Annotated in this window: 22 protein-coding genes; 14 read left to right on the top strand and 8 right to left on the bottom strand. The window is 65.9% G+C overall.

The window, feature by feature from the left end:
* Positions 1-35: 35 nt before the first annotated feature.
* The 4 genes from E2E30_RS09970 to E2E30_RS09955 all read right to left on the bottom strand — a co-directional run bounded on the left by E2E30_RS09970 (position 36) and on the right by E2E30_RS09955 (position 1,569).
* On the bottom strand, positions 36-245 hold the full coding sequence (locus E2E30_RS09970) for a DUF2842 domain-containing protein (RefSeq protein ID WP_133189411.1): 210 nt from the start codon (positions 243-245) through the stop codon (positions 36-38).
* Entirely contained in the window at positions 242-787 is a 546-nt protein-coding gene (locus tag E2E30_RS09965; RefSeq protein ID WP_133189410.1) for a 5-formyltetrahydrofolate cyclo-ligase, read from the bottom strand. The genes E2E30_RS09970 and E2E30_RS09965 overlap by 4 nt, the downstream gene beginning before the upstream one ends.
* 306 nt (positions 788-1,093) lie before the next feature.
* Positions 1,094-1,381: a cell division protein ZapA gene (locus E2E30_RS09960; protein ID WP_133189409.1), complete on the bottom strand. Its 288-nt coding sequence runs from the start codon at positions 1,379-1,381 to the stop codon at positions 1,094-1,096.
* The gene (locus E2E30_RS09955; protein WP_133189408.1) at positions 1,381-1,569 is read right to left on the bottom strand and encodes a hypothetical protein; all 189 of its coding nucleotides are present in this window, start codon (positions 1,567-1,569) and stop codon (positions 1,381-1,383) included. The genes E2E30_RS09960 and E2E30_RS09955 overlap by 1 nt, the downstream gene beginning before the upstream one ends.
* Before the next feature lie 178 nt (positions 1,570-1,747).
* Between E2E30_RS09955 and gap the strand changes: the two genes are divergently transcribed.
* From gap to E2E30_RS09940, 3 genes are all read left to right on the top strand, one after another.
* Positions 1,748-2,758, top strand: a complete 1,011-nt coding sequence (gene gap / locus E2E30_RS09950) for a type I glyceraldehyde-3-phosphate dehydrogenase (protein WP_133189407.1) — start codon at positions 1,748-1,750, stop codon at positions 2,756-2,758.
* Positions 2,759-2,898: 140 nt separating this feature from the next.
* Entirely contained in the window at positions 2,899-3,306 is a 408-nt protein-coding gene (locus tag E2E30_RS09945; protein ID WP_133192033.1) for an MOSC domain-containing protein, read from the top strand.
* On the top strand, positions 3,303-4,508 hold the full coding sequence (locus tag E2E30_RS09940; RefSeq protein WP_133189406.1) for a phosphoglycerate kinase: 1,206 nt from the start codon (positions 3,303-3,305) through the stop codon (positions 4,506-4,508). Before E2E30_RS09945 ends, E2E30_RS09940 begins: the two co-directional genes overlap by 4 nt.
* 54 nt (positions 4,509-4,562) lie before the next feature.
* Here E2E30_RS09940 and E2E30_RS09935 read toward each other — a convergent pair whose 3' ends face one another.
* Both E2E30_RS09935 and E2E30_RS09930 read right to left on the bottom strand, forming a co-directional pair.
* Positions 4,563-5,069: a TlpA family protein disulfide reductase gene (locus E2E30_RS09935; RefSeq protein WP_133189405.1), complete on the bottom strand. Its 507-nt coding sequence runs from the start codon at positions 5,067-5,069 to the stop codon at positions 4,563-4,565.
* Positions 5,070-5,117: 48 nt separating this feature from the next.
* Positions 5,118-6,323 (bottom strand): MFS transporter, encoded by a 1,206-nt coding sequence (locus E2E30_RS09930; RefSeq protein ID WP_133189404.1) that lies wholly within the window; start codon positions 6,321-6,323, stop codon positions 5,118-5,120.
* A 135-nt stretch (positions 6,324-6,458) separates the two neighbouring features.
* Here E2E30_RS09930 and E2E30_RS09925 point away from each other — a divergent pair, with 135 nt between their 5' ends.
* From E2E30_RS09925 to E2E30_RS09905, 5 genes are read left to right on the top strand one after another with little or no spacing between them, the layout of a single operon-like run.
* Positions 6,459-7,367, top strand: a complete 909-nt coding sequence (locus tag E2E30_RS09925; protein ID WP_133189402.1) for a class I fructose-bisphosphate aldolase — start codon at positions 6,459-6,461, stop codon at positions 7,365-7,367.
* Between the two features lie 36 nt (positions 7,368-7,403).
* On the top strand, positions 7,404-7,853 hold the full coding sequence (locus E2E30_RS09920) for a hypothetical protein (RefSeq protein ID WP_133189399.1): 450 nt from the start codon (positions 7,404-7,406) through the stop codon (positions 7,851-7,853).
* Positions 7,843-8,541, top strand: a complete 699-nt coding sequence (gene thiE / locus E2E30_RS09915; RefSeq protein ID WP_133189396.1) for a thiamine phosphate synthase — start codon at positions 7,843-7,845, stop codon at positions 8,539-8,541. The genes E2E30_RS09920 and thiE overlap by 11 nt, the downstream gene beginning before the upstream one ends.
* 32 nt (positions 8,542-8,573) lie before the next feature.
* Positions 8,574-8,768 (top strand): type II toxin-antitoxin system RelB family antitoxin, encoded by a 195-nt coding sequence (gene relB / locus E2E30_RS09910; protein WP_133189394.1) that lies wholly within the window; start codon positions 8,574-8,576, stop codon positions 8,766-8,768.
* Positions 8,746-9,018: a type II toxin-antitoxin system RelE/ParE family toxin gene (locus E2E30_RS09905; RefSeq protein ID WP_133189392.1), complete on the top strand. Its 273-nt coding sequence runs from the start codon at positions 8,746-8,748 to the stop codon at positions 9,016-9,018. The genes relB and E2E30_RS09905 overlap by 23 nt, the downstream gene beginning before the upstream one ends.
* Before the next feature lie 4 nt (positions 9,019-9,022).
* Here E2E30_RS09905 and E2E30_RS09900 read toward each other — a convergent pair whose 3' ends face one another.
* Positions 9,023-9,568, bottom strand: a complete 546-nt coding sequence (locus E2E30_RS09900; RefSeq protein WP_133189390.1) for a DUF882 domain-containing protein — start codon at positions 9,566-9,568, stop codon at positions 9,023-9,025.
* A gap of 79 nt (positions 9,569-9,647) precedes the next feature.
* Between E2E30_RS09900 and E2E30_RS09895 the strand changes: the two genes are divergently transcribed.
* From E2E30_RS09895 to E2E30_RS09880, 4 genes are all read left to right on the top strand, one after another.
* Positions 9,648-10,664 (top strand): L,D-transpeptidase family protein, encoded by a 1,017-nt coding sequence (locus E2E30_RS09895; protein ID WP_133189388.1) that lies wholly within the window; start codon positions 9,648-9,650, stop codon positions 10,662-10,664.
* A 4-nt stretch (positions 10,665-10,668) separates the two neighbouring features.
* Entirely contained in the window at positions 10,669-11,277 is a 609-nt protein-coding gene (locus tag E2E30_RS09890; RefSeq protein ID WP_133189386.1) for a M23 family metallopeptidase, read from the top strand.
* 57 nt (positions 11,278-11,334) lie between these two features.
* Positions 11,335-11,898 carry an elongation factor P gene (gene efp, locus E2E30_RS09885; RefSeq protein ID WP_010187254.1) on the top strand — a complete coding sequence of 188 codons (564 nt, stop codon included), beginning with the start codon at positions 11,335-11,337 and terminating at the stop codon, positions 11,896-11,898.
* Between the two features lie 187 nt (positions 11,899-12,085).
* A complete protein-coding gene (locus E2E30_RS09880; RefSeq protein ID WP_133189384.1) occupies positions 12,086-12,898 on the top strand; it encodes an inositol monophosphatase family protein in 813 nt (270 codons plus the stop codon).
* Positions 12,899-12,938: 40 nt separating this feature from the next.
* Here the strand turns inward: E2E30_RS09880 and E2E30_RS09875 are convergent, their stop codons facing one another.
* On the bottom strand, positions 12,939-13,592 hold the full coding sequence (locus E2E30_RS09875; RefSeq protein ID WP_165954495.1) for a hypothetical protein: 654 nt from the start codon (positions 13,590-13,592) through the stop codon (positions 12,939-12,941).
* Between the two features lie 175 nt (positions 13,593-13,767).
* On the opposite strand from E2E30_RS09875, the gene ndhC reads away from it, so the two are divergent.
* Positions 13,768-14,142: an NADH-quinone oxidoreductase subunit A gene (gene ndhC, locus E2E30_RS09870; protein WP_133189380.1), complete on the top strand. Its 375-nt coding sequence runs from the start codon at positions 13,768-13,770 to the stop codon at positions 14,140-14,142.
* Positions 14,133-14,711, top strand: a complete 579-nt coding sequence (locus E2E30_RS09865) for a NuoB/complex I 20 kDa subunit family protein (RefSeq protein WP_229839220.1) — start codon at positions 14,133-14,135, stop codon at positions 14,709-14,711. Before ndhC ends, E2E30_RS09865 begins: the two co-directional genes overlap by 10 nt.
* Positions 14,712-14,718 lie beyond the last annotated feature (7 nt).

The raw sequence follows: 14,718 nt of genomic DNA, 5'->3' as shown, positions 1-14,718 counted from the left end.
CACGCGGGGACATCGCCCCGTGAATCATGCCCGGTTCACCAGATGCCGGTTTCCATCCACGCCAGCATGCGCCGAAGCGGCAAGACCCAGATCCACGCGATTCCCGCGACGAGGTAGAACAGCGCCTGCAGCAGCGGGTGCCACTGGCCCACGACGCCCGACAGACTCGCCGCGACGACGCACCACAGGCCAATTAAGGCGAGGATGGCGAGCATACCAACCGGTTTGCGCCAGCTAGGGGTCATCGACGTTCGCTCCATCCGGTTTCGGTGATGATCGCGTGGAGCGGCATGTCCCACGGATCGGTCGGCAAGCTCTCGACCTGTTGCACGCTCCACGCAACACCGATGCGGCGGGCGTGCGGGAATTCGGCAAAGGCGCGGTCGTAATAGCCCGCCCCCTGGCCGAGCCGGTCGAGCTTGGCGTCGAACGCGAGCAGCGGCGTGAGGATGATGTGGGGGACTAGCGCGCTTGCATGGCTGGTGGGCTGGCTGAGGCCATAGGGCCCCGCGTGGAGGGTAGCTTCGGTATCCCAGGCGAGAAAGCGCATCGGTTGGGTGCGAATCGTCACATGCGGCAGTGCGATGCGGCATCCGGCCTCGACTGCGGCGCGGGCGAGCGGGGCGGGGTCGGCTTCGCTGCCGACCGGCATGTAGGATGTGACCGTCAGGCCGGGCGTGAGCAGCGCAAGCAATTCTGGCGGCGGAACGATGGCGGGAGGCCTACCTGCGAAGAAGGCGTCGCGCGCGGCGCGGATGCGCGCGCGCAGAGCCCGCTTGTCGATCACGCGCCGTCGCCCCGGCGTAGGCCGGGGCCGCTATGTCGGGCGCGCTGGGTAAGCCATGCGCGCGCCGCTGGCCGGCCCCGGCCTGCGCCGGGGCGACGGAGGCGTCGCAAGGTATGGAAAGCGGTGGCGGGACCGCCGTGGCCGTGTGCCGGGTTATCCTCTGACGCGCGGTACGTCAGGTGGGGATCATGTGCTTCGGGCCAAGACCCTAGCAGGGACAACCCCCTTGGATGATGAATAGCCTCAGGGATAATAAAGGCTCGTACCGGGCAGTGCCCGCCACCGATCGATATAGGCGCTGTGCCGCTATTGCTCAAGGGAGTTGGCGAGCGATTCGAGCCGCTCGGCGATCGTGGTGAGCAGCACCTCGTCCTTGATCTCGGCCGGGCGGCGATTGGCCTCCTCAAGCGAGTCGGCGAGCATCAGCGCGACGAACATCATCGTGCGCTCGCCGCTGAGCCCGCCCGATGCGCGCACCGCCATCGGCCAGTGCGCGTCGAGCATCGCGGCGAGCCGGCGCAACTGGTCCTCCTGCCCGTCGGGCGAGGAGACGACGTGGCGACGATCGCCGATCTCGAGCGTGACGTCGGCCATCAGGCTTCGCTCTCGCGTGCGATCACGGCGTCGAGCGCCGAGACGGCTTCGGCCATGCGCGCGCGCAGCTTTTCGTGGCGCTTCTGGAGGGCGGCGGTGCTGGCGGTGCGGGCGGCGGCGGCGGCTTCGATGCGCTCCAGCGCGCGGTCGATGCGGTCGAGGGTCGAAGCGGTGGAGGTGTCTGCCATTCCGAGTGAGATAGCATGGCGCACCGCCCGAACAAGGCGGCTTCGTGCGCGCGCTGCCCCACTCGCCGCGCGTTCGGGGCGGTTGACGCGCTGCCCGCGCGCCCGCAAAGACGCGCGCATCGAAGAAGAGTCGGCGGCGCGCCGCCGATCGACCGCAAAGCTTTAAGGAGCCAGGACGATGACGATCAAGGTAGCGATCAACGGTTTCGGGCGCATTGGCCGCCTTGTCGCGCGTGCAGTGCTCGAGCGCGGCGACACGGGTCTCGAACTGGTGGCGATCAACGATCTCGCCGACGCCAAGTCGAACGCCTGGCTGTTCAGCCGCGATTCGGTCCACGGCAAATATCCCGGCGAGGTCTCGGCCGAGGGGAACGATCTCGTCGTTGACGGTAAGCGCATCCGCGTCACCGCCGAGCGCGACCCCGCCAATCTCCCGCACAAGGAGCTCGGCGTCGACATCGTGCTCGAATGCACCGGCTTCTTTACCGACCGCGAGAGCTGCCAGAAGCATCTCGACGCGGGCGCCAAGAAGGTGCTGATCTCGGCACCGGGCAAGGGCGTCGACCTGACCGTCGTGTTCGGCGTCAACCACGACAAGCTGACCGCCGAGCACACGATCGTGTCGAACGCCTCGTGCACGACCAACTGCCTCGCGCCCGTCGCCAAGGTGCTGAACGATGCGATCGGCATCGAGCGCGGCCTGATGACGACGGTCCATGCGTACACCAACGACCAGAAGATCCTCGACCAGATCCACCCGGACCTGCGCCGCGCACGCGCCGCTGCGATGTCGATGATCCCGACCACGACCGGTGCCGCGCGCGCCGTCGGCGAGGTTCTGCCCGAGCTCAAGGGCAAGCTCGACGGCTCGGCGATCCGTGTTCCCGTTCCCGACGGCAGCCTGATCGACCTGACCTTCATGCCGTCGCGCGAGACGACCAAGGATGAGGTCAACGCGATCCTCAAGGCAGCGTCGGAGAGCGGTCCGCTCAAGGGCGTGCTGGTCTATTCGGACGAGCCGCTCGTCTCGATCGACATCGTCCACACGCCGGCGTCGTCGACGATCGACAGCCTCGAGACCGCAGTGATGGACGGCAAGCTCGTCCGCGTCGTCAGCTGGTACGACAACGAATGGGGCTTCTCGAACCGGATGGTCGATACCGCCGGCGCGATGGGGAAGTTCCTCTGATGACCGATACCGTCGCCCCGGCGCAGGCCGGGGCCGCTTTGTTGTCAGGCGATGCGCTGGATAACGCAGCGGCCCCGGCCTTCGCCGGGGCGACGGGGGTTCTCGCCGGCATCGCGCGCCACCGCCGACCCAAGGGGCCGATGGAGACCGTCGATCATGTCGAGGTCACGCTCGATGGCGGGATCCACGGCGACTTTCGCGGAACGATAAAGCCCGGTGGCAAGGGGCGGCGGCAGGTCACGCTGATCGAACGCGCCGACTGGGACGCCGCGATGGAAGAGGTCGGCCACAGCCTGCCGTGGTTCGAGCGGCGTTCGAACCTGCTCGTCGAAGGCCTTGATCTGCCACAGCGCGCCGGCACCAAAGTGCGTATCGGGGACGATGTCGTCCTCACCATCACACGCGAGACCGATCCATGCGAACGGATGGAAGCGCTCTCGCCCGGCTTGAAGGCAGCATTACTGCCCGATTGGCGCGGCGGCGCGTGTTCGCGTGTTCTTGTCGGCGGGATCATCCGCGTCGGCGATTCAATCAGGGTGGAACCATGACGGATTCTTCAGTGACGCGCGCTTTCAAGACCCTCGATGACATGGGCGACGTGCGCGGCAAGCGCGTGCTGGTCCGCGAAGACCTCAACGTCCCCATGGCAGACGGAAAAGTCAGCGATGACACGCGCTTCCGCGCAACCTTGCCGACGGTGACCGAACTGTCCGACAAGGGCGCGATCGTGCTGATCCTCGCGCATTTCGGGCGGCCCAAGGGCATGCGCAATCCCGATATGTCGCTGGCACTCCTGACCAGGCCATACGAGACGGTGCTGGGCCGTCCGGTCCAGTTCGTCGACTATGACGGCGCGGCCGACGCGATGGCGAACCTCCAGCCGGGCGACGTCGCGATCCTCGAGAATACGCGCTTCAATGCCGGCGAGGAAAAGAACGACCCCGCGTTCGCGGCGCAACTCGCCGCGCTCGGCGATTTCTACGTCAACGATGCCTTCTCAGCCGCACACCGCGCGCACGCCTCGACCGAGGGGCTCGCGCATCTGCTCCCGGCGTTTGCGGGTCGCGCGATGGAGACCGAGCTCGACGCGCTCGACAAGGCGCTCGGCAATCCCGAGCATCCCGTCGCGGCGGTGGTCGGTGGCGCCAAGGTGTCGACCAAGCTCGACGTGCTCAAGCATCTCGTCGCGCGCGTCGATCATCTCATCATCGGTGGCGGGATGGCGAACACCTTCCTTGCGGCGCGCGGCGTCGATGTCGGGAAAAGCCTGTGCGAGCATGAACTTACAGGCACTGCCGAAGAAATCTTCGCAGCAGCCGAGCAAGCCAATTGCACGATCCATCTGCCCTATGACGTCGTGGTGGCGAAGGAATTCCGCGCCAACCCGCCGGTCCGTACCGTCAACGTCCATGAGGTCGCCGCCGACGAGATGATCCTCGACGTGGGGCCAGCGGCGACCGAGGCGCTGGCCGACGTGCTCAAGAACTGCCGCACGCTGGTGTGGAACGGCCCGCTCGGCGCGTTCGAGACGCCGCCGTTCGACACCGCGACCGTCGCGCTGGCAAAGACCGCGGCGGCGCTGACCAAGAGCGGTTCGCTCGTGTCGGTCGCGGGGGGCGGCGATACCGTCGCGGCGCTCAACCAGGCGGGCGCGGCCGACGACTTCACCTTCGTCTCGACCGCGGGTGGTGCGTTCCTGGAATGGATGGAAGGCAAGGACTTGCCGGGGGTTGCTGCGCTTTCGCGGTAAACGGCCGGCCGACCGTCTCCTTTCCGGCAGGTGCCGGGGAGGGGCGGTCGCGGCTCACCCCGCCGGCACGGGCTCCTGGAGCAGTGGCACGAGCAGCGCGTTGAGTTCACCGAGCTCGAACGCGTTGGCCTTGGCGTAGCGCAGTCGCCCGGCGCGATCGATGATGAAGTTGGTCGGCACGCCCGCCATCGCGGCGTAGGGCCCCTTGATCCGCCGCGCCGATTGCATGTGCATCACCGCGAACAGCTTCTTGAGCTGGAACGGCTGGAGCGAATCCTCGGTCGCGATTGCGAAGACCTTGAGGCCGTGGCCTTTCTGCGCTTCGTAATAGGCGTCGAGCAGTGGTAGCTCCTGCTTGCACGGCCCGCACCACGTCGCCCAGAAGTTGAGCACGACGACGTGCCCGTGGAGCTGGTCGGAGGAAACCTTACTGCCGTCGATCAGCGTCAGCTCGAACGCCGGGGCGAGCTCGCCGACCTTGGGTTGCGGGCTTGCGCCAGCCAAGACCGCAGCCGCAGCAACCAGCGCCAAGCTGCAAGAAAATCTCGATAAAATCCGCATCGCTACGCCCCCGTAATCGCGCGAGAGTGTCGCGGATCGCGCGGGCGGTCAATCCTTGGCGCGCTCGGCTTGGGGTGCGGACGGGCGATCGAACAGCAGATAGAGCAGCAACGCCAAAACCCCGATCGCAGCGCCGATCAGGCTCGAGAACGACCAACCGCCCGCCGCGAAACTCGCGCTGCCGATCAGCGATCCGCTCGCGCCGAACACGAAGACGATCGTCATATAGGCGGCATTGATCCGCCCGCCGGCCGCGCTGTCGAGCCCGAAGATGATGCGTTGCCCCGAAATCTGGTTGAGCTGCACCGCCGCGTCGATCAGCACCGCGGTCATCGCAAACGCGATCAGCGCCCCGGCCGCGACGACCAGGTCGGCGGCAATGAACGACAGCATCAGCAGCGCCAGCGCGACGAGCGTCGTCGTGCGCGCGCGGCCCTTGTCGGCGAGATAGCCGGCAATCGGTGCCGCAAGCGCGCCGCCCGCGCCGGCCAGCGCGAACAACGCGATGCCGTTCGCGCCCAGCCCGAAGCGCTGTGTCAGGACGAGCGGCGCCGCGGTCCAGAACAGGTTGAACGCGATGAACAGCAGCGCCTGATACGCCGCGCGCAGCCGCAGGACAGGATAGCGCCGCAGCAGTTCGAGCGAGGAGGCCAGCAGCGCGGAATAGGTGAGGGTGCTGTCAGGACGTCGCGATGGCAGCATCAGCAGCAAGGCGAGGCCGACCAGCGCGGTGACGCCAGCCGACCAGAAGAACAAGGCGCGCCACCCCAGCGCGCCCGCAACGAAGCTCGCGACCGGTCGCGCGAGCATGATCCCGGTAAGCAGTCCGCTCATCACCAGTCCGATCGTCCGGCCTTGGCGCGCTTCGCTGCTGAGCTTGGCGGCAAGCGGAACGAGGACTTGCGCGCCGACCGAGCAAATCCCGGTGGCGAGTGCTGCTATCAGGAAGGTCCGCGGCCCCTCCGCCAGCGCGATGCCGATGCAGCCGAGCGCCGCGCCGACGGTAGCGATGATGATCAGCCGCTTGTTCTCGATCAGATCGGACAGCGGCACTATGAAGGCGAGGCCAAGGCCGTAGCCAAGCTGGGTCAGCGTGACGATGCCGCCCGCCGCCGACGGCGACAGGCCGATGTCGGGGCCGATCATGCCGATCAGCGTCTGGGCGTAATAGAGGTTGGCCACCATCGCCCCGCAGGCGACCGCCATAAGGGCGGTGACGGCGGGGGACAGGTCATGCGTATCGGGATCACTCATGCCGCCTGCGAAAGCGCGCGCGGCGACGAAAGGCAAGTGCGCAGGTCGCAATCGCCTAGCCCACGATTGCTGCGTTGCAGTCCATTGCCGGGCTGACTATCAGCCGCACAAAGAGTCACAACCGGAGAGCTGTCGATGACCCCAATAGTTCAAGCCATTCTCGACAAATATGAGTCGGATAGCCCTGCTACCAAGGCAAATCTTGCGCGCATCCTGATGCACGGCAAGCTCGGCGGCACGGGCAAATTGGTGATTCTCCCGGTCGATCAGGGCTTCGAACATGGCCCGGCGCGCAGCTTCGCGGTCAATCCGGCGGCGTATGACCCGCATTATCACTGGCAGCTTGCGGTCGATGCCGGCCTTTCGGCATTCGCTGCGCCGCTCGGCATGATCGAGGCGGGCGCGCAGACCTTTGCCGGCCAGGTCCCGACGATCCTCAAGGTCAACAGCTCGAACAGCTGGGCGCAGGGCGCCAACCAGGCGGTGACGGGTTCGGTCGAGGACGCGGTGCGGCTCGGCTGCGCGGCGATCGGCTTCACCATCTATCCGGGTTCGGACGATTTGTTCGAGATGATCGGCCAGATCCGCGAAATGTCCGCCGAAGCCAAGTCGGTCGGCATCGCCACGGTGATCTGGTCGTACCCGCGTGGCGGCGTGCTGCCCAAGTCGGGCGAGCTCGCGCTCGACGTCGGCGCCTATGCCGCGCACATGGCGGCATTGCTCGGCGCGCACATCATCAAGGTCAAGCTGCCGAGCGATCACATCGAGCAGAAAGAGGCCAAGCCGATGTACGAGGGCACCGACTGGTCGAACCAGGCGGACCGCGTCAAGCACGTCGTCCAGTCGAGCTTTGCCGGGCGCCGGATCGTTGTCTTCTCGGGCGGCGCGGCGAAGGGGTCGGACGCGGTCTATCAGGACGCGCGCGACATTCGCGACGGCGGCGGCAACGGCTCGATCATCGGGCGCAACACCTTCCAGCGCCCGCGCGACGAAGCGCTCGAGATGCTCGCCAAGATCGTCGCAATCTACAAGAACGAGGAATAAGCCGTGGAATTCGCCTATCATCGGAGTTTGGCTCCGATGATAGGCGTTCTGCTCGGCATCGCGATCGTCGAGATGCTGGTGGTGCATCTCGTCGTCGTCGCATGGCTCGGCTGGTGGGCGGCGCTGGTCGCTGGCGTGCTTGACGCCTCGCTGGTGATTGCGCTGATCGGCCTGATCCGATCGTTCCGGCGCCTGCCCGTGACGCTGGCCGATGGCGTGCTGACGATGCGCGCCGGGGCACTGAAGAGTGTGACGATGCCCGTGGCGCAGATCGCGGGGCTGCGTCCCAGCTGGGATGCAGCGGCGATCAAGCAGCGTGGTGTCCTCAACCTTGCTTTGGCAAGCTGGCCGAACGTTGTCGTCGATCTCCACCCGCCGCTCGCCACGCGGCGCGGCGGGCAACTCCACGCAGTCGCGCACAAGCTCGATGATCCGGTGGCTTTCCATGCCGCGATCGCGGCGCTATCGCGCAGCGATGGACATTGAAGACGCACGCGGCGAAGATCCGCTCGGCCCGCTCGACCCCAATTTCGCGGCACGCTTCACGCGCGACATCCGCCGGCCGCCGTGCCAGCTCTATCTCGTCTCGCCGCTCGACGTCACCGGCGGCTTTGCCGATCGGCTGAAGCGTGCGCTCGACGCCGGGCCGGTCGCGGCGTTCCAGTTCCGCGTCAAGGACGTCGACCAGCACGTCGCCGCCGCGCTTGCCGATCCGCTGCAGCGGATCTGTGCCGATGCCGATGTCGCCTTCATCGTCAACGACAGCATTTCGCTCGCCAAGCGGCTTGGCGCCGATGGCGTGCATCTCGGCCAGGAAGACGGCGACCCGCGCGAGGCGCGCAGCGAATTGGGGACGACGGCGCAAATCGGCGTGTCGTGCCACGACAGCCGCCACCTCGCGATGGAAGCGGGCGAGGCGGGGGCGGACTATGTCGCGTTCGGCGCTTTCTATCCGACGACGACCAAGGTGACTGACCATGTCGCCGATCCGGTGCTGCTGTCCTGGTGGACGACGGTGTTCGAAATCCCCTGCGTCGCGATCGGCGGGATCACCCCGGCCAATGCCGCGCCGCTGGTTGCGGCAGGTGCGGACTTCGTCGCGGTATCGAGCGCGGTGTGGTGCGGCGATGAGGCCGCTGCGGTTCAGGCCTTCGCAGCGGTGCTCGCTGGCTAGAGGGTGACGCGGATTCGTGCTACAGCGGAGGCATGGCCAAGCTGTCTCCGATCGAGTCCGAATTCGCCACCACCGAGGAGGCCGAGGCATATGATGTCTGGTTTCGGGCGAAGGTCCAGGAAGCGCTGGATGAGCCGGGGCCAGGCATCCCGCATGATGTGGTCATGGCCGAGATGCGTGCGCTGATCGAATCGAAGAAGCGCGATGCGGCTGATCTGGGACGATAGAGCCGTAGACGATTTTCGCGGGATCCTCGGGTACATCGGGGACCGTAACCCTACCGCCGCCACACGGCTCAACGATGCAGTGGATCGGACGCTGGAACTGATTACGTCCAATCCGTATCTTTATCGTCGCGGACGCGTCGGCCCGACGCGCGAAGCGGTCGTGACCCCGAATTATGTCGTCGTCTACCGGGTCGACGATGATCTCGTCAGGGTCGTCCGCGTGTTGCACACACGTCAGAGCTACCCCTGACGCGTCACCAATGCCGTACGCGGCCCGTATCGACATGCACGAACCCGTCGCGCGGATAGTATCCCACACCGCCGCCACCCAGCGCCAACGCCGCGCCGTGCAACCGATCAAGCCGCACGCCAGCGACCTTGATGTCGGTGGCCTTGCCCAGCATGTGCTGGCTCTGGCTCGCGACGCCGGTGTGCGAACCGCCTCGCGCGCGGAGCGACGCGTTGGTGGCGGGCGATCGGTAGCCCGAGATCAGATCGATCTTGGTGCGGCCGTTCAATTCCAATTTGTCGCGCAGCCTCACGAGCAAGGCGAGCAGCCGGCGGTCCATCGCGGTCGCCTGGCCGGTGCGCCAGTCGCGCAGGCCGTGGTTGAGCTCGGCCAAGCCTTGCGGAACGAACGATCCGTTGCGCGCGAACAGCGCGTCAACGCTCTCGCCGGTGTGGACGTTGCGGATCGCGAGGCGCCACTCCGTGCCAACGGCGACCGCGGGAAGCGGAAGGGCGAGCGCCGCACCGCCGGCAAGCACGCCGCCGATCAGGCCCCGTCGCGAAAGTTTCATTTCGGGATCGCGTAAAGTGTCGGACACAAGCGTGTCACAAGTCGTTGTCTGCATAGTGAATATGTAGGAGCCGAGCGTAATGCGGAAAATGGTGGCCGGAACGGCCTGTCTGGCGATAGCCTCCTTTGGGCTGATCGCCGCTGCCGCGCCGGGAACAAAAGCTGCGTCCGCCGCGACCAAGCTCGATCCGTCCACGCTTCACGTTCAAGTGATCCTCGATCATCTCGGCTTCTCGCCCGGCGTGCTGGATGGTCGCGAGGGTAAGTCGCTGGTTGCCGCACTGAAGGGTTTTCAGGAAACGCGCGGTCTTGAGCAAACCGGCGTAATGGACAAGCCGACGCTGCAGGCACTGTATCCCGATCGTAAGTGGCGCCCGACCGTGATGGTGACGCTCACGCCAGAAATGCTTGCGGGCCCATACATCAACCCGCTGCCGAAGGACCCGGCGCTGCAGGCGAAGCTGCCTCAGCTTGGCTATCGCACTGCGATGGAGAAGCTCGGCGAGATGTTCCACACCACGCCAGCGGTGTTGGTCGAGCTTAACAGCCCGACGACGCCGCTCAAAGCGGGCAGCAAGATCGTCGTCCCGAACGCGATCGCGACGTCGATGGCCTACAATCCGAAACTGCCGGAGAAATGGCGCCAGACCTTGGCCTCGCTCAACGTCGACTCAACGCAGCCGGCAGGCGCCAAGATCGTGGTGAGCAAGTCGCGCGAAGTGCTGCGCGTGCTCGACAAGGACGGCAAGCTCGTCGCGCAGTTCATGGCGACGATGGGCAGCGAGCATGATCCGCTGCCGATCGGTACGTGGAAGATCAACGGCCCGTCGTACAACCCGCCATTTCATTACAACCCCAAGCTGTTCTGGGATGCCAAGGGCAGCGCGAAGGCCGCCTTGCTCCCGCCCGGGCCGAACGGGCCGGTGGGTGTGGTGTGGCTCGATCTTTCGAAGGAGCATTATGGCATCCACGGCACGCCCTCGCCCGAGACGATCGGTCGCGCCGAAAGCCATGGCTGCATCCGCCTGACCAATTGGGACGCCGCGCGGCTCGCGATGATGGTCAAGCCTGGCACGCCGGCCATTTTCGAGAAGTGACCGCGTGAGCCGGGTTGCGCGTTTCGTTCTGATCTCGCTGGCGATCATGGCGGCGGCGTGGATTGCGTTGCTCGCCTTGCTGCCGGAGGCCTCGCGCCGCATCGGTGGCAGCGCCGAGCGATCGCCCGCCGTGAAGTCCCCGCCAGCGGTCGGTGCGGCGGGGGAGGGCGCAGTGCTCGCGGTCCCGATCGGCGGCGTGCGGCGACACGATGTTCGCGAGTCGTGGGGCGATCCGCGCGAGAACGGACTGCGCGAACATCATGGCACCGATCTGGCAGCGCCTGCCAACACGCCGGTTTTGGCGGCGGCGCCCGGTACCGTGGAGAAGCTCTGGACCAGCGCCGCGGGCGGGACGACCGTGTACGTCCGTTCGCCGGCGCGGAACTGGACCTATTATTATGCCCATCTCAGCGGTTTTGCGCCTGGCCTTCAGGAGGGCCAGTCGGTTAAGGTCGGGGACGTGCTCGGCTATGTCGGCGACACCGGGAATGCCGGCGTCGGCAATTTCCACCTGCATTTCGGTCTGACGCACACCACGCCCGACCAGCATTGGTACGAAGGCATGGACGTCGATCCCTACCCCTATCTTGCCGGAAAGGCCTTGCCCCGCTAAGGCGCACGTCCGCGCGGCGTGCCGTGCGCTTGGCTCTTTCCAACTACAGGCTCCCCCATGAAGATCAACGCGGTCGAAATTCGTCCCGGCAATATCCTGGAATATGAAGGCGGTATCTGGAAGACCGTCAAGATCCAGCATACCCAGCCGGGTAAGGGCGGGGCCTATATGCAGGTCGAGATGAAGAACCTCATCGACGGCCGCAAGACCAATGTCCGCTTCCGTTCGGCCGAAAGCGTCGAGAAAGTCCGTATGGACACGGTCGATTTCCAGTATCTGTTCCGCGAGGGCGACACGCTGACCTTCATGGACAAGATCAATTACGAGCAGATCACGCTTGACGCCGGCATTCTCGGCGACGCGGCGGCGTTCCTGCAGGACGGTATGGACGTCGTCATGGAGCTGTGGGACGAGCGCCCGATTTCGGTGCAGCTCCCCGACACGATCGAAGCGACGATCGTCGAGGCCGATGCCGTGGTGAAGGGGCAGACCGCCTCTTCGTCGTACAAGCCCGCGATCCTCGAGAATGGCGTGCGCGTGATGGTGCCGCCGCATATCGGGGCCGGCACGCGGATCGTCGTCGATGTGTACGAGCAGACCTACGTCCGCCGCGCGGACTGATCAATTCTGCCCAACCCTCTCCCGCCTTCGGGGGAAAGGGTTGGGTGAGGGCCTTGTTCTTCCTCGCCGCGCCGAACGAAGACGGCCCTCACCGACTACGACTAGGCCCGCCCGAAGAGGGCGGACCAAGTCTCCGTAGCCTCTCCCGCGCGCGGGAGAGGGCAAGAGTCTCTATCGAGTATAGCCAATGCCCTCCCATTCCGGCCTCATGACGATCATCGACCGCGCGGTCCGCAAGGCCGGCCCGCGGCTGCGGCGCGATTTCAACGAAGTCCAGCAGCTCCAGGTCAGCCGCAAGGGGCCCGCCGACTTCGTGTCGATGGCCGACGAGCGCGCCGAGCAGACGATCTACGAGGAACTCTCTCGCGCGCGCCCCGATTGGGGCTTCCTGATGGAAGAGCGCGGCGAAGTCCCCGGCGACCCCAACAAGCCGCGCTTCATCGTCGATCCGCTCGATGGCACGACCAACTTCCTCCACGGCATCCCGCATTTCTCGATCTCGATCGCAGTCGAGGAGACGCTGCCCAACGGCAAGCGCGAGATCACCTCGGCGATGGTCTATCAGCCGATCACCGACGAAGCCTTCTGGGCCGAAAAGGGCCGCGGCGCGTGGGTGCAGGAGCAGCGCCTGCGCGTCTCGGCACGCCGCGACCTCTCCGATTCGCTGATCGCGACGGGCATTCCCTTCCTCGGCCACGGCAATTTCACCGAGTGGAGCCGGATTTTCGGCGCGATCGCGCCCGAAGTCGCTGGCATCCGCCGGATGGGCTCGGCCGCGCTCGATCTCGCCTGGGTCGCGGCGGGGCGGTACGACGGCTATTGGGAAAGCGGCCTCAAGCCGTGGGACGTCGCGGCGGGCATGCTGCTGGTCAAGGAAGCCGGCGGTTTCGTCAGCGATTTCCGTGGCAGCGACCAGATGATGCAGCGCAGCGAGATTCTTGCGGCAAACGACGCGCTGCAGTCGCGACTGCACAAGCTGCTCGCAAACGCGCTGCGGTAATCGGACCAAAGCCCCTCCCTTGAAGGGGAGGGGCAAGAATTTATCGGGTCTGCGCGCCGGTTAGGCCATGCGCCGCGCGATAATGGTCGACCGCGATCAATATCCCCGCGATCTCGGCCGGGGCAAAGCCTTCATCCCGCTCGGCGCCGGTTTTCGCCTTCAGACGATATTTCCACACCGCGACCCGGCCCGGCAGGTACTTCGCCGCGAGCGTGCGCAGCAGCGTCTCGTCGACCGGGAAAGCGAAGGTCTCGAGATACGCGCACCCGACATAGACGCGGCACGATCCGCGGTAGCGGCCGATGGGGATGAGCGGCACCGACACCGGTCCGTCGGGCGTTTCGTAGTTCACCACCTCGAACCGAGCACGGTGCTGCTCGGTGTAGCGCACCATATGATAGACCTGGAACCGCGTCTCGCCGCTCGTCTTGTCGATGAACGCCCGAAAGAAGCCGTCGTCGTTGACGATCCTGAGCAGCCCGTCGTGCTGCTGCCAGCCGCGCATCGTGGATATCGTCGCGACGGTCTCGAGCGCGTCGTCCTTCACATCGGCCGCGGCGGCGAATTGATCGGGCGTCATCGCGAAAAGTGCGCCGACTTGGTGGGGCAGGGGATCGGCAGATGCGCTGGCGGGCGCCGCGGCCGCCATCAAAACCGCCAGCCGAAGCACGATATGCCGCGCGCGCATTGCCATCCCCCGATGCTCGTCCCCGCTAAGAGTTTGACGTATCGCGATTGTACGTCAAGCACGACGCTTCGCCGGACTTGTTGCGATTCATTCTCACGCCTCTAAGCCTTGCTCGCTCCGGGGCATCGTCCTAAAGCCCCGGGCATCCGTTCGCACATGCGAGAAGCACCCAAGGCTGATCATGCTCGACCTGTCGCAATATCTCCCGATTCTGCTGTTCCTGGGCGTAGCCCTGGTGCTGTCGAGCGCCTTCGTGTTCCTGCCGATTCTGGCTGCACGCTTCACAGGCGCGCACAAGCCTACCGCCGAGAAGCTCAGCGAATACGAGTGCGGCTTCCCCGCATTCGAGGATCCGCGCAGCCAGTTCGACGTGCGCTTCTACCTCGTCGCCATCCTGTTCATCATCTTCGATCTGGAAGCGGCGTTTCTCTATCCCTGGGCCGTATCGGTCTTCAAACTCGGCTGGGTCGCCTGGGGCTCGATGATGCTGTTCATCGTCGAACTCGCGCTCGGCCTCGTCTATGCATGGAAGAAGGGAGCGCTCGAATGGGAGTAGCACCAAGCCTGCCCGGTCACTCGGGCCCCGTCGAGCTGCTCCGGCAGCCCAGCGGCAGCGACATCATCCAGCCCGATCAGGCGTTCTTCAACGATCTGAATGGCGAACTCGGCGACAAGGGTTTCCTCGTCACCTCGACCGAGGATCTGTTTCACTGGGCGCGCACTGGCTCGCTGTGGTGGATGACCTTCGGTCTGGCGTGCTGCGCGGTCGAAATGATCCACGTCAACATGCCGCGTTACGATCTCGAGCGCTTCGGCGCCGCCCCGCGCGCGTCGCCGCGCCAGTCGGACGTGATGATCGTCGCCGGCACGCTGTGCAACAAGATGGCCCCGGCGCTGCGCAAGGTCTACGACCAGATGTCGGAGCCGAAATACGTCATCTCGATGGGGTCGTGCGCCAACGGCGGCGGCTATTATCACTATAGCTATTCGGTCGTTCGTGGCTGTGACCGGATCGTTCCGGTCGACATCTACGTGCCGGGCTGCCCGCCGACCGCCGAAGCGCTGCTTTACGGGATCATGCAGCTCCAGCGGAAGATCCGCCGCGTCGGGACGATCGAGAGATGAGGGGCGA

The organism is Sphingomonas sp. AAP5 (assembly GCF_004354345.1).
In the GTDB taxonomy this organism is placed as follows: Bacteria; Pseudomonadota; Alphaproteobacteria; order Sphingomonadales; family Sphingomonadaceae; genus Sphingomonas; species Sphingomonas glacialis.
Note: the sequence above shows the minus strand (reverse complement) of the source record. Positions and strands in the feature narration are given on the sequence as shown.